The following is a 21,661-nucleotide window of genomic DNA, read 5'->3' as shown; positions in this document are numbered from 1 at the left end:
CTATATATATAGGTTTGTCAGCGGAACCGGGCACGGCCCCCCCGCCCGGACGGTGAGCCCGGCCCCGAGGCGGCCGGCTGTTCGGTAAGGGGGAACCGGGGATAGGTATATATGAATCGGGGAGATGATTAGAGGTCGCCGAGCCGCAGACTGCATGAAAGCACCGGAGTGACGAAAGGAATGACTGCGATCAGAGTCGAGGAGAGAGATACCTGGGATACCTTCATCGACGAGAGCCCTTCGGGCCTCCTCTTTCACAGGTGGGACTACCTGCACCTGACGGCAAACCATACGAAGAGCACGCTTCTTCCCTACGCGATCTATAACGGCGACGAACCGCTCTGTCTCTTCCCGCTCTTCTGGAAGCGGATGCATGGCATCAGCACGGTCTTCTCACCCCCGCCCCTCACGGTGATCCCCCACCTTGGGTGCGTGATGAGCGGGAAGTTCGACTCGCTCAAGCGGAGCAAGAAAGAGTCGCTCCTCGCCCTGATCGCAGGGGATATCCGCCGGGAGCTCGACGAGATCTCGCCGAACTACCTCTCGGTCTCCTTTGTTCCGGGATTCGACGACATACGCCACTACCTCTGGGATCAATGCGACGCCCGGGTCCGCTACACCTACACCATCGATCTTACACGGCCGATCGAGGAGATCTGGAACGATCTCCACTACAAACTCCGCAACAAACTGAAGAAGGAGGCGAAAGCGGGCCTTCGGCTGGAGAGATCCCGGGATGTCTCCACGCTCCATGCGCTCATCGCCGATCGCTACCGCGACCCGTCGCTCGATATCCCGCCGATCAAGCGCGACTACCTTGAGGATCTCGTGCATGCCTACCCAGAGATCGGGATCTATACCCTCTACGATGCAGAGGACGAGGTCGTGGCCGTGGTGGCCGCCCAGGAGTACCGCCGGTTCCTGCTCTGGATAGGAACGCCGAGGATCGAGAACGCTCACGCGGGAAACGAGTATCTCCAGTGGCTCCTGATCGAGCGTGCACGTGCCGAAGGCTACCGGACGTTCGAGAATATGGGTGCGAACAACCCCGATCTGGCCTTCTTCAAGTCAAAGTTCAACCCCGATCTCACGATGTACTTTGAGATTGAGAAGAAAGACGGCCTCGGCGCGTTCTCCGAGTGGGCATACCGCTCCTTCGTGAAACGGTTGATGATGGCGACCGGCAGGGTTTAGGGCGACGGGGAGCGTTGATGCGCCGGGCCGCCTCCTGCCATCGACCAAACGGTCAGAGGTCGCCGATCGAGATGGGCAGTTTCTGGATGAGGTAGCGGAACTTCCCGCCCCCGGTGCGGGGGATCTCATCGACGAAACGGACGTGGACGTTCACCCCGTCACCGAGCTGGCACCGGAGTTCGTCTGTCAGCTGCCGGGTGTCCTTCTCGGTGTAAGCGGTTTTTCTGACGATCTTCATGATGAGCTCGCCCACTTCCTCCTGGTACATCTGGAACTGCTTTATGTTCTCGAACGCTTCGGACTCGTAGTTGATGGGGGTGACGGAGATCAGGTGCCCGCTCCGGGTTACGATGAACTCCTGGAGCCTCCCCTCCACCTTCTCGAGCAGCGGATACGCTCTCCCGCAGGAGCAGGCGTCTGTCCCGAGCACCGCGACGTCCATGGTGCGGTAGCGGATGAGAGGGCAGGCGTAGTTGGTGAGGTTGGTCGCGACCACCTCGCCCATTCCTCCCGGGGCCCGGACGGGTCGTCCGTCCCTTCCGATCAGTTCGACGATCCCGTATTCGGGGAAGATGTGGTAACGGGTGCTCTCCTCGCACTCCCCGGCAAGCACCGTCTGCTCGGAGTTGCCGTACCAGGAGAATACCCGGCACCCGAAGACCTCGGTGAGGAGGTCGCGCTGCCAGGGGTAGAGGTTCTCCGACCCGCAGAGGATGGTCCTGACGGTCGGAAACGGCTCGATCTCGTGCTCCCGCATATACCGCGCCAGGATCACGGCCGTGGAGGGGTAGGCGTGGATGAACCGGGGCTTGAACCGCCGGATCCGGTCGACGTAGTCCGGGAGGGTCTCCTCGGTCATCTGGTGGGAGGACATGATCAACCACCGGCCGAAGAGCGCACGCCTCCAGTAGGTGCCGCTCGTTGCCGCATCCACGACGTGCCCCCGGAGGACGACGCAACGGTCGGTGAACCGGTAGCCGACGCGGTCCCACTGGGTCTTCATGAACGCCCATTCCCGGGCGCGGGAGACCCCTTTCTCGTAGTAAAATCCCATGGGTGTGCCGGTGGAGCCGGATGTGCGCACGTACTCGAAGGCGGACTCCGGGTAGTTTCGGGCTTTCAGGTCCGGGAGGTTCGCCTGGACAATCTCCTTGGTCAGGAACGGGAGGAGTTCAAGGTCCGCCGGGCCCTGGATGTCCTCGGGGACGAGGTTTCGCTCTAAAAAAACCCTTCGGTAGTAGGGAACGTTTTCGTAGGCGTGGTCGAGCAGGCGCGAGAGCGCCTCTGCCTGGTAAACCGCGAGGTCTTTCTGGCTCCACCACTGCGACTCCTGGAGAAGCGCATACATCTGCCGGTAGGTGCGATAAGACGGCACCAGGCTGAGTGCTTTGACGGTGAGCGGGTTTGCACGCGACACCCATCGTGCTAGACCGGCTTTCGTACCCATACCTCCCTGGTCAGGCGAGCAGGTCGGGAGAGACATGTTCGACGATCCCCCCTTCGCGGTCGCTGAAGTGTATCGGCAGGCCCTGAACGAAGTAACGGTGCTTGCCGCGGGCGGTGAGCGGTATGTTGTCGACGTACCTGATGGTGATAAGGACGTCGTCGCCGCAGCTCCTGCTCACCTCCCGGTAGAGGTACTCCGCGTCCTGCTTGCTGAACGTCGGTTTTCTCACGATGTTCAGGATGACCTCCCCGACCTTCTCCTGGTAGAACTGAAATTGTTTAACGTTATCGAACGCATCGGTATCGATGTTCATGGCGATCCCGGAGAGGAGTTCGCCTTTGCCCGTCACGATGAAATCCTGAACCCTTCCTTCCACGCGCTCGAGTATCGGGTAGGCACGGCCGCAGGAACAGCCCTCCCCGCCTGCCGTGGCAAGATCCATGGTGCGGTAGCGGATGAGGGGGCAGACGTAGTTGGTGAGGTTGGTCGCGATCACCTCACCCATCGCCCCCGGGCCCCGGACCGGTCGCCCGTCCCTTCCGATCAGTTCGACGATCCCATATTCGGGGAAGATGTGGTAGCGGGTGCTCTCCTCGCACTCCCCGGCAAGGACCGTCTGCTCGGAGTTGCCGTACCAGGAGAAGACCCGGCACCCGAAGGCCTCGGTGAGGAGGTCACGCTGCCAGGGATAGAGGTTCTCCGACCCGCAGAGGATGGCCCTGACGGTCGGGAACGGCTCGATCTCGTGTTCCCGCATGTACCGGGCGAGTATCGCGACCGTGGATGGGTATCCCTGGATGAAGCGGGGTTTGAACCGCCGGATCTCGCTGATGTAGGCGGGCAATGCCTCCTCGGTCATGTGGTGGGAGGACATCAGCAGCCACCGACCGCCGAGGGTCTTCTTCCAGAAGACGCCGTCCTTCGCCGACCCGACGATGTAGCCCCGGAGGACGACGCAGCGGTCGGTGAACTGGTAACCGACGCGGTCCCACTGGGTCTTCATGAACGCCCACTCCCGGGCGCGAGAGACCCCTTTCTCGTAATAGAACCCGACCGGGATCCCGGTGGAGCCGCCGGTGGTGACGTACTCAAACGCGGACTCGGGGTAGTTTCGGGCTTTCAGGTCCGGGAGGTTGGCCTGGAGGTCTTCCCGCGTCAGGATCGGGAGGAGTTCGAGGTCCGCCGGACTCCGGATATCTTCCGGGACGAGGCCGCGCTCCTGAAAGATCCGGCGGTAGTAGGGGACGTTCTCGTAGGCATGGTCGAGCAGGCGCGAGAGTGCCTCCGCCTGGTAGGCCGCGAGGGCTTCCCGGCTCCACCTCTGCGACTCCCGGAGGAGGGCGTAGGTCTTTCGATAGACGTTATAGGCCGGGAGAAGCCCGAGAGCTTTTGTAGTGAACGATTCCCTGCCGCAGATCCTCTCTCCCAGACGAATCATGCCTGCCGTTCTCCTTCTCATCTGTTCTTCTGTCATATCTGCCAAAGACGATTGTACCGCCTCATTTTTCACCGGCCTTCACCGGGATCTCGCCGGCTGCTCTCCGGGGGTCCACCCGGGTGGCTGTCCGCCGGTGCATCGGGAGAGTATACCCTCAAACAACGTATATAAGAATTGGCATCCTGTCATCTCTCCCATTGGGCATCAGGGTTTTGTGGGCAGACGGATCGGCCTCCGGGGGGCAGGCGGCGGTCATCGGGATCCGGCTCTTCTCTACAGGCTGCCCGATTCCCTGGATTTCCTGTCAGGGAATATCTTTTGGGAAACATGACCCGCTAATCTCCCGCATTGAACAAACTATAAATATGCGAAGCCCTATGAGGGGTATGTCTTGGTAAGATAAGGCGACAGTCGCCGGGACGTGTATCCTCGTGCCGAGGATGCATTCCCGGAAGGGGGGGATTATAATTCTAGACAGGGCCGTACCTGATAGCAGTAGCAGCGCAGAGACCTTCATAGGTCACTCATCGGAGAGCGATATCTTAAACGAGATCCGGACACTGGCCGGCGGGCTGCGCAAACGGAATGGAAGCGCCCCGGAAAACCTTGATTTCACGGTTCCCATCGGGTGGGAGGAGCGGATCGGGCATCTCGACGATCAGCCCATCAGACGGCTGATCATCTTTCTCCGCTCCACGGGGTGCGAGTGGGTCGAGAAGACGGGAGGGTGCACCATGTGCGGGTTCTACTGCGCAACCTCCCGGGGCAGGGAGGTCTCGGCGGACGAGTACATCGCGCAGTTCGAGCACGTGATGGACGCCGTCGATCTCGGGGATTACCCGATCGTCTCGATATACAACGACGGCAACATCTTCAACGAACGGGAGATGCCGGTCGCCGCCATCGAGAAGATCTGCTCATACATCGATGGCTACAAAAACATCAGGAAGGTGGTCGTTGAGTCGAGGATCGATTACTCGCCCGACGAGCACGTGGCAAAGATGAAGAAAGCCCTGAACGGGCGGCAGCTCGAGGTGGCGTTCGGGTTCGAGTCGGCAAACACCCAGGTGATGAACCTCTGCATCAACAAGGGGTTCTCGGCGAACAACTTCGACGTCTTCCATTCGAGGATGCGGGGAATGGGCGTGCTGACGAAGCCGCTCCTCCTGGTCAAACCGCCGTTCCTCGCCGAGGGAGAAGCGATAGAGGATATCCTGCAGACCATCTCTTACTGCGTCTCCCGCGGGATCGACTACGTCGACCTCGAGGTGACGACGGTCGAGAAGAACACCGTCGTGCACGAACTCTGGAAGAACGGCCTCTACCGACCGCCGTGGCTCTGGACGATCGTCGAACTCCTGCAGCAGTGCCGGGAGCGGTTCGGGGACCGCGCTCACGTCTACGTCAGCCCCTGGAACTACTCGGTCGAGTCGCTCGACTGGGCCCGGAACTGCGGGAAGTGCGATGCCGGGATCACCGAAGCCATCCAGCGCTACAACTCCCACTTCGATACGGCGGAGTTCGAGGGCCTGGACTGCTCGTGCCGGGAGGAGTGGCATGAGGCCGTCATGGCGCAGGAGACCCGCACGATCCCGGAGCGGATCCGCGAGCAGCTGGCGTATGCCCGGAACTCCCGGCTCTCGTCCCCGTAAACGCTTTTTTTAATCGATTGCGGGTCCTTCGTCCAGTGCCTGGGTCTCCCGGGCGTTTTTTTGTGGGTGCGATGTTTTGAAGGAGCGGAGCATGAGAAACCGTTCGTGGAGCGTTGTGCCGGGATTTCACCACCTGCGGGTGTGGGGAGACTCTGGAGATGAACGGCGTCCCGGCTCGCTCCCGGGGATACGGCTTTCCGGTGGCTGTAACATTGCCTCCGCCCCCTCGGGTGTGCTACAGATGGTCACGTACAGGGTAGAGACAGGGGAGGGAGCACGCCCCCTCCCCGTCGGCCCCACCCCCCATGGCGATATCTCCACGGTCCACTGCACGGGGAGACTCTGGAAAAAACATTGCACGGTTTTCCACCGGCTATCGCCATGACTGCCCCCGCCCCTCGTGGGCGGGGGAGGAGGCCGAAGGCCGGGCGGGGTGGGGGTTACAGATGTTCGGGTACAGGGTAGAGGCGCCCTCCCCCGTGGCGACACCCCCACGGTCCACTGCATGGGGAGGCTCTGGAGAAGAACGGGTTTTCGGCTCGCTTCCGGGGCACGGCTTTCCCCCGGCAACGCCCGGGCACTGCCCCCGCCCCCCACGGGCGGGGGAGGAGCGCCGCGAGCCGGGCGGGGTGGGGGCTACAGGAAAGTCTTACACGGTAGAGACAGGGGAGGGCGGATACTTCCCCCGCCCCGCGATGACGATATCACCACGCACTGCTCTCGCTGTGGCGGGTGCAAAAACCCGCTCTCGCCACTAAAATCGCATCACAACCCGACCCGCCCGATATCGATCTCCTGCGCCGCCCCGGTATCGATCGACTCCCATGCCGCAAACGTTGCGATGGTCGTCGCGACGCTTGCAACAAAGTCCGGCTCCTCGCCCTTCACGAACGCCAGGAGTTCCTCGGCAAACCCCTTCTCCTGGGTGAGCCACCGCCTCTCCCTTGAAGCCTTCCCGTCCCGCCGGAGTTCGAGGTCACGGAAGTCGGTGATCCTCCCGACCGCGTTGCCGGCGAAGACCTCGACCGTCTCTTTGGGATACGAGCGGTCGCCGAGTGTCGTGTAGGTGACGGTGCCGAGCGACCCGTCATCGAACGTCAGGGTCGCCTGGAAGTTGTCGTACTTCTGGAGCGTCCCGGTCGGCTCGATCGCCCGGGCGACCACCTGGACCGGCCGTGCCCCGGTGATGTACTGCATGAAGTCGATGAAGTGGCAGCACTCCGATATCAGCATCCCGCCGCCCTGCTCGTCGTCGTGCACCCAGTGTTCGGGCGGGATCTGCCCGGCGTTGACCCGGTAGTGCAGGACGGCGGGGGTCGCCCGGTTTGCGAAGAACCCCTTCATCTTCACGGCGAGCGGGGAGTGGCGGCGGTTGAACCCGACCATCACCCGTCGCCCGGACTCGTCTCTCGCCTCGACGATCCGGCGAAGGCTGTCGATATCGGTCGCAAGCGGCTTTTCCACGAAGACATCTTTTCCGGCACGCAGCGCCTCGATCGCCATCGGTGCGTGGAGATCGTTCCTCGTCGCGATCATCACCGCGTCGATATCGGGGTCGTCGAGGATCCTCTTGTAGTCGGTGGTGCAGTAGGAAAAGCCGTACTTCTTCGCGACCGTCTGCGCCGAGAGTCCCGTAGCGGTCGCAAGCCCCCCGAGGTTCACCGGGAGGCCGGCGAGGTGCGGGTAGAGGGCGCTCTGGGCGTGGACCCCGGCGCCGATGCACCCGAGCGTCCTCGCCGGGGCCGGAACCCTCCGGGCCTGTGCGCCCGGCTCTTTGAGACGGACGACGGTGCCGGATGCGCCCGAACCGTTCGGGCTATACTGCAGGAGAACCCCGATGAACCGTTCCTTTCCGGTGTTGATGAGGTCGTAGGCCCCCGGCGCCTCGTCGAGCGGGAACGTGTGGGTGATCAGGCGGTCGAGATCGATCTTCTTCTGGCGCACCAGTTCGAGGAACGCCTCCATGTTCCTCTTCTCCGTCCACCGGACATAGATCGGGTAGTCGATCCCCCGCTCCTCGTAGTTTCGGTCGTAGCGGCCGGGGCCGTAGGAGCGGGAGACGACGACCTCCGCCTCTTTCTCGTAGAAGACGTCACGGGGCACATCCATGCCGACATTCCCGACGACCACGACCCTGCCCTGGCTCCGGACCAGGCGGCCGGCGGCCTCGATGGGTGCGCTCGACCGGGTGGCCGCGGTGATGACGACCGCGTCAGCACCGAACGGCGATAACGCCCGCACCCTCTCGAAGAGGCCATCGTAGTTCGAGGCGACGTCAGCGCCGAGGTCCCTGGCGAGCGCGAGCTTCTCGGGATCGATATCGATCCCGATCACCCGGCACCCCGCGGCTTTGAGGATCTGGACGGTGAGAAGCCCGATCAGCCCGAGCCCGATCACCGCAACGTTCTCGCCCACCGTGACGTTCGCGTTCCTGACCCCGTGCATCGCGATCGCTCCGACAGTCGTGAACGCCGCCTCCTTAAAGCCGACACCGTCGGGGATCCTGACGCAGAGGTTCTTCGGGACCGCGACGTACTCGGCATGCACCGCATACCCGGCTCCGGCGCAGGCGACGCGGTCGCCGACCTCAAACTCGTCGGAACCGGTCGTCACCACCGTCCCTGCGGAGCTGTAGCCGAGCGGCTCGGGTCTTTCGAGGCGGCTCATCGCCTGTTGGTAGGCCGGGAGGAGGCCGTCCGTCCCGACCTTCTGGATGACTTTCCTCACGTCGTCGGGGCGTGCCTTTGCCTTGCCGACGAGCGACTGCCCTGCGAGGTTGATCAGCGACGACTCGGTGCCGGCGCTGATGAGGGAGTAGGCGTTCTCGACGACGACCCCCCTCGTTACGGCGGGAACGGGGACGTTCTCCACCTGAATGGACCCTGACTGTAGATCGAGCAATACCTGTTTCATGCGTGATTCTCCCATACTCCCGACTGGCTGAGACAGTCGAGCACCTCTGAGGTCATGAAGAGATCGGGGAAGTTGTTCGACGGCTCCACGGTCGACGTCCGAATCCCGAGCAGGCGGCAGAGCACCTGAAACGACCGCGTCTCTGCGGTCGTGCCGTACCGCCGGCGGGCGATCTCGCGGTAGACGCCGTAGCCGAACCGGAACGTCCGGTGCCGCAGGGGGTAGTCCCCGAGCGACGCCACCTTCGCCGCCGTGGCGACGGACGGGGCGAGACCGATCCAGGGGGCGGGCTCCCACCGGGGGGCGAGCCCCTGCACGTATCCTTCGAGCCGTGCGAGGCAGAGGTCGGCGTTCTCCCGGTATCGCCCGTCAGTCCGTGCGGCGTAGACGAACGAGGCCAGGGCAAACGCGTACGCCCCCGAGAGGTAGTAGGCGAAGGAGAGGCCGCTCTTCGACCAGTCGAACCGCCCGTCGGGGCGCTGGGCGGCCGCGAGCCACTGCACGCCCTTCGCGATGCTCTCACCGATCCGGTCGTTGCACAGGACGTCGTTTGCCTTTGCGAGGTAGTAGATCGTCACCCCCTGGTAGTGGACGCAGGGGAGGTCGAAGAGATACGGGTAGGACCCTTTATCGACCGCGTAAGGGTAGACGCCGTCGGGGCGCTGGTGGCGAACGACGTTCTCTGCCGCCCGGAGCGCGGCCGAACGGGCAATCTCGTCGCCGTAGCGTTCCGCGTACCGGGCGAGGAACGCCCCGCAGGAGGCGTCGACGTTCAGGTGGTCGGCGGTGTACCCCCGGGACTTCAGGAAGCACCCGTGGCTCCTCTCGGCGGCGAGGACGTAGTCCCGGGCCTTTTGGAGCGCCTCTTCGTGTGGATGCCGCTCCGCCGCCTCCAGGAGCGCGTCGCCGACAAAAGCGGTGCTCAGAGCCGAAGGCTCGTTGTAGTTGACGTGAACCTCGTTCCAGGACCCGTCCGGGTTCTGGCACCCTATTGCATAGTCGAGGAGCGGGCCCACGAGCGGGTCGCCTCCCTGGCGGAGCATCGCTTTTGTGACCTCGGCATGAACGCGGTTCCGGATGATCCCAAAGACCGGGTCGCGGATGTACGCAGTCTCGCCGTCGACGACGGCGAGGTCCCGGACCTCCCCGGTAACCCGGGAGAGGAGCGCTCTCACACACCCGTCCATACCATCCTCTCGATGTAGTGCTTCAGTTTCAGGGCGACCGATCGCCGGTCGTAGTGCTTTGCGACGTACTCCCGCCCCCGGCGGCCCATCTCCTCCATCTTCTCCGGGTCGTCGAGGAGCGTCGAGATCGTCGCGGCGATCGCCTCCGGCGTGTTCTCAGCGATCACCCCCGCGCCCGATTCCTTCGCGAGATGGGCGATCTCACCGTTTCCGCAACCGACGAAGGGTATCCCGCAGGCCATGTACTCGTAGGCCTTGGTGGGGGCGGCGTACTCGAGGTTCGCGAGCCTCTTCAAGGGCGCCACCCCAAGGAGCGATTCGGAGAGGAGCCGCGGGATCTCCTCGCGCGGGAGGGTGCCCGTGAAGATGATGGAGTCGGTCAGGCTCTCCGCCTTCACCAACCCCTCAAGGCTCTCCCGTGTGTCGCCGTCGCCGACGATGACGAACTTCAGGTTGTAGGTGCCGTTCATCGACTTGACGGCAAGAGCCACCTTGTCGAGATCCTGGGCGTGCCCGACGTTGCCGGCGTAAATGATCTGCCGCTTCTTCCCGTCGCTCGCAGGGTAGAAGAAGTCGGTGTTGACGCCGTTCGGCATCAGTTCCATGGGGGCCGTAACCCGGTAACGCGACGAGATCCTCCGCCCGAGTTCTTCTGTCGTGACCCCGACGAGGTCCGCCCGGGAGAGGCACGCCTGCTCGAACCTCCGGCTCAGCTTCTCGTAGAGGCTCCCTTCCCTGAGGAAACCGAGGCCTATCGACGCATCGATCCAGAGATCGCGGATGTCGAGGATCCACTTCACCCGTGACGTCCGCTTCAGGACGTATCCCGGGATCCCGGTGAAGAGCGGCGGTGCCGATGTCATGATCGCGTCGAACCGGCTCCGGGTGAAGAGGAGCCAGAGCGCGGCGTGGATGGGGAAGGAGAGGTAGTAGGCCATCCGACTTGAAAATCCCGGATCACCGGAGCCCGGCTGCCATGTCCAGAGGCGGACAACCCGGATTCCGTCGACCTCCTGCACGTCCGAACGCTTCCAGGTGCGGGGGAACGAACCGGTGGGGAACGTGGGGTGCGGTGCAAGCACGGTCACGCCGATACCCAGTTTAGCAAGGTGCGCGGCGGTGTCGTAGATGCGTGACGCGTTTCCCGATCTCTCCGGCGGAAAATGCTGTGATACGATGCATACCTGTTTCATGCAGTTCCTCGTGGTATCTGAATGGGAGCGCTCCCGGGCGATCCCCGGCCTCTGAAACCATGCACGGGAGGGCTAAAGGAAGCCCTCCCGCCCGTTTGGCGAGAGCAAGGATATCGACGACGGGGGTGGGGATGCGATCGGCCGCGCGGCGTCTGCCGGGTACAGCCTCGCCGAGGCAGCGATCTCTCCCGGAACCGTCTGCTGCACAGGTGTTCCGTCGCCCAGCACACGGACACCGAAACCCTGGTCGGCCCACTTCCCGTGGTCGAGGATGTTGCGGGCATCTATGACGAACTTCGTCCTCACCTGGAGCGTTGCCGGGTCGAGTCTGCGGAAGCAGTCGTGATCGGTGAGGACGACGACACAGTCGCTCCCTGCGGTCGCTTCCGGGAGGTCCATGAGAGGGTGCGTGAACTTCGTCGCATACGGGTCGTGGCACCGGACGGCATACCCCTCGTTCTCGGCGAGCTGGATGAACTTGAACGCCGGGCTCTCCCGTGTGTCGGCGACGTTGCCCTTGTAGGCGACGCCGAGGATGCTGATCGTCGGGTCTCTGATGCCGGCGAGCAGGCCGCGTGCGATACGCAGCACGTAGTTCGGCATGGAGTCGTTGATCTCCCGTGCGGTGGAGACCATCCTGCACCGTGTCGAGTTCTCGGTCAGGAACCAGGGATCGATGGCGATGCAGTGCCCTCCGACGCCCGGGCCAGGGTTGAGGACGGTGACCCGGGGATGCTTGTTTGCGAGGGTGATCGCCTCCCAGACGTTGACCTCGCACTCCTCCGCGAGCTGAGCGAACTCGTTTGCGAGCGCGATATTCACGTCGCGGCAGGTGTTCTCCATCAGTTTAACGAACTCCGCAGTCTTCGTGTCGGTCCGGTAGATCTGCCCGCGGACGAAGGTTTGGTAGATCGCGGTCGCCTGATCGGTGGATTCCCGATCGTAGCCGCCGATGATGCGGCTGTTGCCCGTCATCTCGGAGAGGGTCCGCCCCGGTATCGCCCGCTCGGGGCAGTGGGCGTAGAGGAAGTCTCCCACGGCAACGCCGCTCTTCTCGAGCCTCGGGATGACGACCCGTTCGCTGGTCCCGGGAGGAACGGTCGATTCGAGGATGACCAGGTTCCCCCTGTGGAGGTGGGGGGCGATCATGCCGGCGGCGCTCTTGACATAGGTGAGGTTGGAGACTTTCGTTGCCGGGTCGAGGGGTGTCGGCACGGCAATCAGGAAGGCGTCCGCGGCCTCAGGTTCGGTGCTGACAGAGAATCGGCTTTTGGCCTCGCTGTAGAGGTCGCCGAGCCCCGGCTCCTCAAACGGCAGGCTCCCACGGTTCAGGCAATCCACCACGCTCTGGTTCACATCGACGCCTACGACATCCGCTCCGTGGGCCGCAAACAACAGTGCAGTCGGTAATCCTATGTATCCTAATCCCAGTACACAGATCTTCATGCGTATTCTCCTCGGACAGTCATTGCGGCCTCGCGGCGGCACATACCATAACAATCATTTTTCCAGCGATTCCATCGCCGTAGGGGTTCTTCCACCCGGATTTCCAGGTTTCTATCGAACGAACCGCTTCGAGTATCTTTCTTGAGTCGGCACCGACCAGGACGTTCGATCCGACATCCAGCGTCTCGGGCCGTTCCGTGTCGTAACGCATCGTGGCGCAGGGGACGCCGAGAACGCAGGTTTCTTCCTGGACGCCGCCGGAATCGGTCAGTACGAGTTTTGCCTGCGACTCCAAGTGCAGGAACTCCAGGAACCCTAAGGGTTTGGTGAGGTTCAGCCCGTCGACGCCGATGCCGAGTTCCTTGATCCGTTTCTCAGTCCGCGGGTGGACGGGGAAGACGACCGGGAGGGAGAACTCCCTCTGCACTCCCTCAAGCCCTTTTAAGATCTCTTTGAGCCGTGTACGGTTGTCCACGTTCTCCTGCCGGTGAGCGGTGACGAGGAAGTATGCCTGGGGTTCGAGATCGAGTTCTTTCAAGACGTTGCTCTTCTTCTGCGCTATGCCGAGGTTCTGGTATACCGCATCGACGACAGTGTTGCCGGTCACGCAGATCTTCTGCTCGGCGACCCCCTCATGGAGGAGGTTCGCTCTCGCGCTCTCCGTCGGGGCGAAGAGGTAATCCGAGATGTGGTCGGTGAGCACCCGGTTGATCTCTTCGGGCATCCAGCGGTTGAAACTCCGGAGCCCCGCCTCGACATGCCCCACCTTCATGTGGAGCTTTGATGCCGCGAGAGCCCCGGCCATGACGGTGTTTGTATCTCCCTGCACCAGGACGACGTCGGGCGACTCCTTTACGAGGACGTCCTCGACGCCGGTCATGATCTTCGCCGTCTGGCCGGCATGGGTGCCGGAGCCCACATCGAGGCTGTAGTCCGGTTCGGGGAGTTCGAGCTGCTCGAAGAAGAGCCGGTCCATCTCGTAGGAGTAGTGCTGCCCGGTATGAAGGATGAAGTAGTCAATACCTCTGCGTTCGCACTCCCTGATGACGGGGGACATCTTGATGATCTCCGGCCGCGTGCCGAGTATCACTCCAATCATTCTTCACATCTCCTCTGCATCGTAACGTTCACCCTGCTCACTTCCGCACCCGTAAAACGAGGGCAAGCGCCAGGCCCAGCATCAGTGCGACCGCCCCGGGGATCAGGAGGAGCGATGCAAGCATGCCCTGTTCGATCGGGACGACCCCGGTCTCGCTGAACCCCCGCAGAAACTGGAGGAAGAAGAAGATCCCGACAAGCATCGCGGCAAGCCCGGGCAGGCCGATGTGGAGAAGCGGCTTTCTCTCCACGGCAAGCCAGAATATCGATCCGAGCACCTCCATTCCATGAGATAGGGGGTTCTTTGTGGATGTGTCGAAGTCCCCGTACTTGCAGTTTATCGGCGTCTCCCCGATACGCAGGTGTCGCTCCTGGGCGATCTGGAGCATCTCCGATTCAGTCGAGAAATCATCCATCCGGAGCGTTCCGATCATCGATTCCATGGTCTTTCTGTTCAGCGCCCGAAAGCCGCACTGCGAGTCGGTTATCGCACTCCCGTTGCTGGAGACGACATCAAGCACCGCCCGGCCGAACCGCCGGTAAAGCGGCATCTGGTCGAAGGTTCGAAATCCGATGACGAGATCGGCGGCATCGGCGCGGATCTGCTCGACCAGGAGAGGTATCTCCCCGGGGTCGTGCTGGCCGTCGCCGTCCATGAAGACCAGGCAGTCGTAGTCGTGATCGACCGCATACCGTAGAGCGCTCTTGATCCCCTGTCCTTTCCCCTTCTGGGTCCCGTGCGAGATGACGGTCGCCCCCGCGTCCCGGGCGACCTTCGCGGTGTCGTCCGTACAGCCGTCGTCTATCACCAGGACTTCGTCGACGTGCTGCCGGGCCCGCAGGACGACGGAGCCGATCGCAACCTCTTCGTCGAGGCAGGGGACCGCCGCAAGCGTCCGCATCCTGCTCGCCCGCCGGGACACAACGGCGGAACCTTCGGTGGCCTCGCTCACCACTCGCCGGTTCCCCGGAGCCGCGGGCGTCCTCAGGGGGTTGACCTGCTCCTGAACCTCACAGCGGAGGGCCGGGACGCCTGTTACGTCCGCCTGCCCGACGCTCCGGGGAATATGTCGGTCGATCCATCTCTCTCTCTCTCTGCCTCCAGGTAGTGCGGCAACGGCACAGTTGTTTCTTCGACGAACCACCCCTCGTGGTGAGCGGGTGGCCTCGTCCGAACCGGATCCTTGTCGTACATCCACTTTCCCCTCTTGACGTACTGAAGCGGGACTGTGTCGGCATATATTAATAGGTTATTATTAACTAAAAATACTAAACTTTACTCTAAAATAAATGTAATTTTATTTACTGATGTGTCCCTAACTCGTGCCTGAACTAGTTAAACATTTCGGTCCTGGCGAGAATGGCCGCTCCCTTCTGCCGGGAGCGGGCAGAAGGCCTCCACGGCACGATTCCGACGATCTCCTGCCATATCGGACGTCGTGTTTCGGAAGGATTAAGTGGAGCAGTTCATGATGATGGCCGGAAAGGCTCATTTCCCCTGCCGCACCACTTCCGGAAGATCCATCGCCTGTGGCCTGATCGTTTCAAAGCAGCGGTAATACGGTGGGTCGGTTTCGCGATCCCCTCTGGAGCATGGTGCTCCTTTGGGAAGTTTTATATCCCGGGTGTTTCGGGCTGCCGGGGATCCGGTGCGAGGTCGGCAGAGATCTCTGCCATGAGGACGTGGTAACGATGGCGGTTGGCAAGATGACGGCTGCTTTTAGCGTCGATCGGAAGCGGCGCGAAAGGGATCCCACACTCGATATCCCAGAGGATCAGCCCCTCGGGGGGCGCCGCGGCGACTCTCCTATCCACCGGCCCGACAAGGAGCCGTGTGATCTCGGCGGCTTCGGCCTCGCCTCTTCCCACCCGTCCGAGCATCGTTGCCATGCACCGGACCATGTTCCAGATGAAACTCTCGCCCGTCACCTCGAATACGGCGAACTGCCCGTCTGCAAAGACCCGTGATGCAAAGATCCTCCGCTCGGGGTTCCTGTCGCCGACGCGGGCGAACGCCGAGAAGTCGTGCCGCCCGAGAAACGCCTCTGCCGCTTCGTGCATGGCGGCAACGTCGCCGGGGGCTGAGAAGTAGTAGCGATATGTCCTCGATACGGCGCTGTACCGGGGGTGGAAGTCGTCGGGGACCCCGGCCCACCCCGTACACCAGATGTCTGGGGGGAGGACCGGGTTCAGCGCTTCGATAGCCAACTCCGGCTTATCCGTCCGGAATGAACAGACCTGGCACCGGGCGTGCACCCCGCGGTCGGTGCGGCCGGCGGTGGCGAAGCCCGCCTCCCGCCAGTCGTCGAAGAGCCGTAGATGCCTCGCCGCCGCGATGAACTCGCTCTCCACGGTGCGGAGGTCGGGCTGCATCTGCGAGCCGAAGAACCGGTCGCCGAGGTACGAGAAACGGAGCGCCAGGTTCATCGGTATACCGTCCGCCGGATCCTGCGGAGAGCGCCCTTGAGGGACTGGCGGGTGTAGGTGTGGAGCGGGGTCATCCTTCCGGCCGGCATCGTCCGGCCTTCCCGGATCGCGGAGAGGATGGAGGCCGCATCGGGCTCGGCCGTGACGTAGGTGACCCCGAACCCGACGTAACGGGCGTTGTGGGCGTCGCTTCCGGCGACGCCGGGTTTCCCGAACCTCTTTGCTATGACTGCGGCTTTCCGGTTCGCCGACCCGGTGATGTAGCGGCTGTTGAAGACCTCCACCGCGTCCACCGCGCCGATACCGGCCGCGAGCCGCCTCCCGACGCCGTGGCGCCAGCGGTGGTAGGGGTGTGGGAGGATCAGGAGGGCGCCCCGGGCACGGGCGATGGCGACGGTCTCGAAGAAGTCGAGGTCTGCCGGGAGGGTTTCCGTGACGCCGAGCGCGAGGAGATGGCCCTGCCTCGTCGAGACCTCGGTGCCCGGGATCACGGTCAGGGGGGTGTCGCAGTCGAGGGCGTAGAGAGCCCCCTCCACCGTATCGTGATCGGTGATCGCGACGGCATCGAGGCCGACCGCCTCCGCACGCCGGAGAATATCCTCCACACTGCTCTCCCCGTCTTTGGAGTACCTGGTGTGGACATGCAGATCGCACCGCAGCATGAGATTAGATTATTTGCATCCCCTGAATAATAAGTGAAGTGTATGCACATCCTCCTCCCGACCGGATCGGCAACGGCCGAGATCGTGAAGTCGGCGGCCCGGCGCTTCTGCGACCGCTATGATATCGATGTGGTGGTCACCGGCGAAATTGCGTCGTTTCTTGCCCCCGGCGAGCTCAAGAGGCTGCTTGCCGGCGGCGACTACGACATGGCGATCGTCTCCGGGATGTGCACCGCGTCGTTTGCCGGCGTCGAGCGCGAGACCGGCGTCCCGGTCTACCGGGGCCCGCGGCATGCGGCCGACCTCGTGCCGGTCCTCTCGGTGCTGGAGACCGCTCCCCTCTCAAAGAGCGTCCCCGCCGACGAGTTCCTCGCAGAGACCCGCCGCGAGGAGGCCGGCCGGCAGGTGGCGCTCCGGGAAGCGGAAGCGGAAGCGGAGTTCGTCGTCCGCGGCGTAAAAGTCGGCGGGGGTTCGCGGATGAAGGTCCTCGCGGAGATCATGGATGCGCATAAGCGCGACGATCTCCTCGCCGACGTCCGGCGGTTCTTCGCCGACGGGGCGGATATCGTCGATCTCGGGTTCGGGTTCGACGCGACCCCCGCTGACGTGGAACGGTGCTTCTCCTCCCTTGCGAGAGTAAAAGGGCCTCTCGCCGTCGATACGCAGGACCCCGCTCTCATCGCGGCGGCCCTCTTCCGTGCCGACCTGGTGCTCTCCCTGCACGAGGGCAACATCCCCGCCGTCGGGCGTGCGGTCGCGGATGCCGGGGCGGCGGCGGTCGTGGTGCCGCGTGAGCAGACGCTTGAAGAGAACCTTGTCGCAGCAAGAGAGGCCGGGATCCGCTGCCTGATCGCCGATCCCCTCCTCCAGCCGGCGGGTTCCGGGTTCACCGACTCGCTCGCCGGGTTTACCGGCGCCTCCCGCCCGCTCTTCTTCGGGGCAGGGAACGTCGTGGAACTGCTGGACGCCGACTCTCCCGGGGCGAACGCCCTGCTTGCTGCGGTGGCGCACGAGGTCGGGGCCGCCGTCGTCTTTACGAGCGAACACAGCGACAAGACCCGGGGGTCGGTCGCGGAGATGCGGCGGGCGTGCGAGATGATGGCCCTCGCGGCCGGCCGCCCCTACCCCAAAGACCTGGGGCTCGACCTGCTGATCCTGAAGGAGAAGCGGCGGCGGCGCGAACCGCCGCTGGAGTACGAGAGCGTCGAGGATGCGCCTCCCGTGCCGGACAAGATTGTCTACGATCCCCTGGGATGCATCCGCATCGGTATCGAGGGCGATTCTATCGTCGCCGTCCACAACGGCCATGCCGTGCGGGGGAAGCGGTGGGAAGACGTCTTCTCCGCGCTCCTTGCAAACGAAAGCCTCTCCCGGCTCGACCACGCCGCCTATCTCGGGAAAGAACTCTTCAAGGCGGAACTCGCCATCCGGTACGGGAGGAGCTTCGAACAGGACGGGCCGTTCTGAGCGGCCTGTTCCTGGAGATCGCCGTACCCCGGGGGCAGGGGCGGCGGGCGATGCCGTTCGCCAAAATTTATGAGAATGTTTATATAATTGCGTGCTTATTTTCCCGCCCGTGGCAGTGGTGGGCGGTGCCGGACCGTCCCGGTTCTCTTCCGGTATGTTCCCGACTGTTCTCCCTGCCTGGACACGTAAATGTGGTGAGACTGCATGAGAATGACTTCAACCATCCTCGGGATCGCAGCCGTCCTGGCCGTCGGGCTCCTTGCCCTGCCGGTTCTCGCGGCGACCGCCGATGTCGATATCCGCGGCGGGGAGTACATCCCCGCCTCGCTCACGGTCGAGGAGAATACGACGGTGACCTGGACGAATTACGACGAGGTGGCCCATACCGTCACCGGCACGGGCGGGCTCTTCGACTCCGGGCGGATAGAGCAGAACCAGACGTTTAACTACACGTTTGCCGATACGGGAACCTATCCGTACGGCTGTACGCTCAACGCCTCGACGCGGCGGACACCCATGCAGGGGGTCGTCATCGTCGTCCCGGAGGGGATGATGGTCGAGCCGGGTGAGAACGTAACCCCGACGCCGACCGGGAACCTGACCCCGGGCGAGGAGCCGTTGAACATGACGCTGGTCGACCTGATCGCCGGCGAGGCGAACCTGACCGCCTTTGCGGATGCTCTGAATAGAGCAAGCGTCGCGAAGACGGTGCTCACCAGCGGCGGCCCGTACACGGTCTTTGCCCCGGACGACGCCGCATTTGAGGCTCTCGGCAACGAGACTCTTACGGCAATCTTCAACGATACGGAGATGCTTGATGCCCTGCTGATGCATCATGTAGTGGAAGGGAACTATACCGTAGAAGACCTGATGGCGGCAGCAAACACCACCGGGAACATGACGACTCTTGATACGCTTGCCGGGAACACGATCAACGTCACTGCGGTCGACGGCAACCTCACCGTAGAGAACGCCACAATCGTCACTGCTGACGTTGCCGCCGAGAACGGTATCGTCCACGTCATCGATATGGTCCTCGTTCCAGAGGATCTCATCCCGGCAGAGAACGTGACGCCGACCACTGAAGCGAACATCACCATCGTCGAACCCATGGAGGGCGCCAGCGCCGCTGCCGGGAACGTCACGGTGAGCGTGAACGTCACGAACTTCACGCTGGTGGATCCGACCGGGCAGCCGAACGCGCCGGGTGAGGGCCACCTGCACTACTACCTGGATGCCGTGGTGCCGACGAACGCAAGCGCGCCTGCTATCCCCAAGACCGGCGGCTACGTCATCTCCACGAACCTCACCCACACCTGGGAGAACGTGACGTCGGGGGCGCACAACTTCTCGGTACAGGCGGTCAACAACGACCACACCCCGCTCATCCCGCTCGTCTTCGAGACGGTGAACGTCACCGTTGAGGGGAACATAACCCCGGTGGAGAACGTAACCCCGGTTGAGAATGTGACCGGGAACATAACCCCGGAGGCCCCGGCAGAAGAACAACGGGTTATCCCTTAACCGATCCTTTTTCCGCGAAGACCCCCGCGGCCCGGACCTCTATCTCCAACGCGAGGACTTATGTCCCCTCCTCTCCTACCATTCAGAAGAATGGCCATACGCGGGATCAGCAGGGATCTGCTTTCGATGCTCTTTGAACTCGGGCGGGAGCACCACCCGAACGAATTCGTTGCCGTGCTGCGGGAACGTGACGGCGTCATCCAGGACCTCGACCTGGTTCCCGGCACCATCGTCGGGGAAGAGAGCGCCTCGTTCTTCATCCATATGCTCCCGCTGGACATCCACCAGGCCGGCAGCGCCCACAGCCACCCGAATGGCGTCCTCTCCCCGTCGACGGCGGATCTCCGGTTCTTCCCCTCGGTGGGGCGCTACCACATCATCGTCGGCTACCCCTACGGGAAGCGTGACTGGCGGTGCTACCGGGCGGACGGCAGCGCGGCAGACCTCGAGGTGATCGAGTGATCCGCGTGGTCGCAACGGGGACGTTCGATATCCTCCACCCCGGCCACCTCTACTACCTTGAGGAGTCGCGGAACCTCGGCGACGAACTCGTCGTGATAGTGGCGCGGGACACGAACGTGAAGCATAAGCCGAGACCGATCCTCCCCGAAGACCAGCGGCTCCGGGTGGTCCGGGCGTTAAGGCCGGTCGATCAGGCGCTCCTCGGCGACCTTCACGATATGTTCCGGCCGATCGAGGACCTCCGGCCCGATATCATCACGCTCGGGTTCAACCAGCACTTCGACGAGGAGCATCTCCGGCAGAGGCTCCGGGAACGCGGCCTCGACGCGGACGTCGTCAGGATACCGGGGTATCCCGGGTCGCTCGCCAGTTCGTCGAAGATCATCGAGCGCATCCTGAATACCCGGGCTCCGCCGGGTCCCCCCGGCGAGGAGTGACTCCGGCCAACGCGCGGGAACCGCCCGCAGGTGACGGCAATTTATGCGGCAGATCGATATCCGGGATGATGACGACGATACGACGAGCTGGCTGAAGGTCTCGGTTCCGTTCCTGCTCTGCGGGCTCTTTCTCGCCTTCGTATGGCTCTTCCTCCCGGCGGAGCAATGGCTCCTGCTCTTCGGGATGATGGTCGCCTACATCGTCCCGCCGCTTGGCCGGGAGACGATCATCCCGGTCTGCATCCTCCTGGGGATCCCGTGGTGGCTGGCCGCGTTCACTCTGGCGTTCCTGGACTTCGTCGGCGGGCTCTTCATGGCCTGGAACTTCCCGCTGGTCATCCGCATCCCCTACGCCGGCCCCTGGATCAGCCGCTTTATGGAGGCGGGCAGGACGTTCCTCGACCGGCGGCCATGGCTCGAGCGGCTCTACTTCGTCGGCCTCATCGCCTTCGTGGCTCTCCCCTTCGACGGGTCGGGGAGCATCGTCGCCTCCGTCGTCGGAAGAATGCTCGGGATGGCGAAGACGGAGGTCCTCGCCTGCATCACCATCGGCGGCATCATCGGCAGTTTCGCCATCGCTCTCGGGATCGACTACGTCGTGAACCTCATCCCGCCCGGGGCCGGGCTCTGGGTCTCGCTTGCCGTCCTCTTCCTGATCGGCGCCGCCCTTCTCGTGACCTACCGGAGTTATTCAAGAAGGCCCGATGCCGGTGCCTGACCCCGGTGGTTTGTGGGGCGAGAGCCGGGATGGCGCGAACGAAAGGTTATAATACCTGGCCCGGGGATTAATCATCCTGGCTACATCACGGGAGACTGAATACCGCCGCTCCCCGGAACGGCCGGGGGCGACTCGATCGGTCGCCCGGGATGGTCTTTGTATGGATTCGAGTATGAAGGGTCGCCCGAAGGCAGGCGAGACCCACCACACGACGCCCGACGTCACCTCTGCGATATTACAGCAGGTGATCGAGACCTCGCTCTCCGGGATCAGTACTTCGCTAAATCTCCCTCACCTCTCCTTCTGTTTGACCTTGTTCTACCATCCTTTCTCTAAACCCGTTGCCGTAACACCGTAATTCCTTTCACCATCCCCATCGATGCCCGGATCGCTTCC

At 63.2% G+C, this 21,661-nt stretch carries 18 protein-coding genes; 7 read left to right on the top strand and 11 right to left on the bottom strand.

Annotated elements, in window-relative coordinates; translation table 11 throughout:
- The first annotated feature begins 180 nt into the window (after window positions 1-180).
- Complete coding sequence (locus FKB36_RS11410; protein WP_261598203.1) at window positions 181-1,194, top strand: GNAT family N-acetyltransferase; 1,014 nt, start codon at window positions 181-183, stop codon at window positions 1,192-1,194.
- Between the two features lie 52 nt (window positions 1,195-1,246).
- Here FKB36_RS11410 and FKB36_RS11405 read toward each other — a convergent pair whose 3' ends face one another.
- Both FKB36_RS11405 and FKB36_RS11400 read right to left on the bottom strand, forming a co-directional pair.
- Window positions 1,247-2,611 (bottom strand): phenylacetate--CoA ligase family protein, encoded by a 1,365-nt coding sequence (locus FKB36_RS11405; RefSeq protein WP_449288787.1) that lies wholly within the window; start codon window positions 2,609-2,611, stop codon window positions 1,247-1,249.
- Window positions 2,612-2,651: 40 nt separating this feature from the next.
- The gene (locus FKB36_RS11400; RefSeq protein ID WP_261598201.1) at window positions 2,652-4,079 is read right to left on the bottom strand and encodes a phenylacetate--CoA ligase family protein; all 1,428 of its coding nucleotides are present in this window, start codon (window positions 4,077-4,079) and stop codon (window positions 2,652-2,654) included.
- A gap of 440 nt (window positions 4,080-4,519) precedes the next feature.
- Between FKB36_RS11400 and FKB36_RS11395 the strand changes: the two genes are divergently transcribed.
- Window positions 4,520-5,731, top strand: coding sequence for an archaeosine biosynthesis radical SAM protein RaSEA (locus FKB36_RS11395; protein ID WP_261598200.1), 1,212 nt, complete (start codon window positions 4,520-4,522; stop codon window positions 5,729-5,731).
- A gap of 765 nt (window positions 5,732-6,496) precedes the next feature.
- Here the strand turns inward: FKB36_RS11395 and FKB36_RS11390 are convergent.
- The 9 genes from FKB36_RS11390 to FKB36_RS11350 all read right to left on the bottom strand — a co-directional run bounded on the left by FKB36_RS11390 (window position 6,497) and on the right by FKB36_RS11350 (window position 16,657).
- Entirely contained in the window at window positions 6,497-8,644 is a 2,148-nt protein-coding gene (locus tag FKB36_RS11390) for a bi-domain-containing oxidoreductase (RefSeq protein WP_261598199.1), read from the bottom strand.
- Entirely contained in the window at window positions 8,641-9,831 is a 1,191-nt protein-coding gene (locus FKB36_RS11385; protein WP_261598198.1) for a prenyltransferase/squalene oxidase repeat-containing protein, read from the bottom strand. Before FKB36_RS11385 ends, FKB36_RS11390 begins: the two co-directional genes overlap by 4 nt.
- A complete protein-coding gene (locus FKB36_RS11380) occupies window positions 9,816-11,024 on the bottom strand; it encodes a glycosyltransferase family 4 protein (RefSeq protein ID WP_261598197.1) in 1,209 nt (402 codons plus the stop codon). Before FKB36_RS11380 ends, FKB36_RS11385 begins: the two co-directional genes overlap by 16 nt.
- Window positions 11,025-11,096: 72 nt before the next feature.
- Window positions 11,097-12,470, bottom strand: coding sequence for a nucleotide sugar dehydrogenase (locus tag FKB36_RS11375; RefSeq protein ID WP_261598196.1), 1,374 nt, complete (start codon window positions 12,468-12,470; stop codon window positions 11,097-11,099).
- 19 nt (window positions 12,471-12,489) lie between these two features.
- Window positions 12,490-13,569, bottom strand: a complete 1,080-nt coding sequence (gene wecB / locus FKB36_RS11370; protein ID WP_261598195.1) for a non-hydrolyzing UDP-N-acetylglucosamine 2-epimerase — start codon at window positions 13,567-13,569, stop codon at window positions 12,490-12,492.
- A gap of 37 nt (window positions 13,570-13,606) precedes the next feature.
- Window positions 13,607-14,521: a glycosyltransferase family 2 protein gene (locus FKB36_RS11365; RefSeq protein ID WP_261598194.1), complete on the bottom strand. Its 915-nt coding sequence runs from the start codon at window positions 14,519-14,521 to the stop codon at window positions 13,607-13,609.
- 83 nt (window positions 14,522-14,604) lie between these two features.
- Window positions 14,605-14,763, bottom strand: coding sequence for a hypothetical protein (locus tag FKB36_RS11360; protein ID WP_261598193.1), 159 nt, complete (start codon window positions 14,761-14,763; stop codon window positions 14,605-14,607).
- A gap of 419 nt (window positions 14,764-15,182) precedes the next feature.
- Window positions 15,183-15,995: a tRNA pseudouridine(38-40) synthase TruA gene (gene truA / locus FKB36_RS11355; protein WP_261598192.1), complete on the bottom strand. Its 813-nt coding sequence runs from the start codon at window positions 15,993-15,995 to the stop codon at window positions 15,183-15,185.
- Complete coding sequence (locus FKB36_RS11350; protein ID WP_261598191.1) at window positions 15,992-16,657, bottom strand: PHP domain-containing protein; 666 nt, start codon at window positions 16,655-16,657, stop codon at window positions 15,992-15,994. Before FKB36_RS11350 ends, truA begins: the two co-directional genes overlap by 4 nt.
- 42 nt (window positions 16,658-16,699) lie before the next feature.
- On the opposite strand from FKB36_RS11350, the gene FKB36_RS11345 reads away from it, so the two are divergent.
- The 5 genes from FKB36_RS11345 to FKB36_RS11325 all read left to right on the top strand — a co-directional run bounded on the left by FKB36_RS11345 (window position 16,700) and on the right by FKB36_RS11325 (window position 21,265).
- Complete coding sequence (locus FKB36_RS11345) at window positions 16,700-18,124, top strand: DUF4346 domain-containing protein (protein WP_261598256.1); 1,425 nt, start codon at window positions 16,700-16,702, stop codon at window positions 18,122-18,124.
- Between the two features lie 204 nt (window positions 18,125-18,328).
- Window positions 18,329-19,648: a fasciclin domain-containing protein gene (locus FKB36_RS11340; protein WP_261598190.1), complete on the top strand. Its 1,320-nt coding sequence runs from the start codon at window positions 18,329-18,331 to the stop codon at window positions 19,646-19,648.
- 90 nt (window positions 19,649-19,738) lie between these two features.
- On the top strand, window positions 19,739-20,110 hold the full coding sequence (locus FKB36_RS11335) for a Mov34/MPN/PAD-1 family protein (protein ID WP_261598189.1): 372 nt from the start codon (window positions 19,739-19,741) through the stop codon (window positions 20,108-20,110).
- Window positions 20,107-20,547: an FAD synthase gene (locus FKB36_RS11330; RefSeq protein WP_261598188.1), complete on the top strand. Its 441-nt coding sequence runs from the start codon at window positions 20,107-20,109 to the stop codon at window positions 20,545-20,547. The genes FKB36_RS11335 and FKB36_RS11330 overlap by 4 nt, the downstream gene beginning before the upstream one ends.
- 43 nt (window positions 20,548-20,590) lie before the next feature.
- Window positions 20,591-21,265 (top strand): small multi-drug export protein, encoded by a 675-nt coding sequence (locus FKB36_RS11325; protein WP_261598187.1) that lies wholly within the window; start codon window positions 20,591-20,593, stop codon window positions 21,263-21,265.
- Window positions 21,266-21,661: the final 396 nt, after the last annotated feature.

Source organism: Methanoculleus formosensis, assembly GCF_025384765.1.
GTDB lineage: Archaea > Halobacteriota > Methanomicrobia > Methanomicrobiales > Methanoculleaceae > Methanoculleus > Methanoculleus formosensis.
This window is presented reverse-complemented; position numbering and strand designations above follow the sequence as displayed.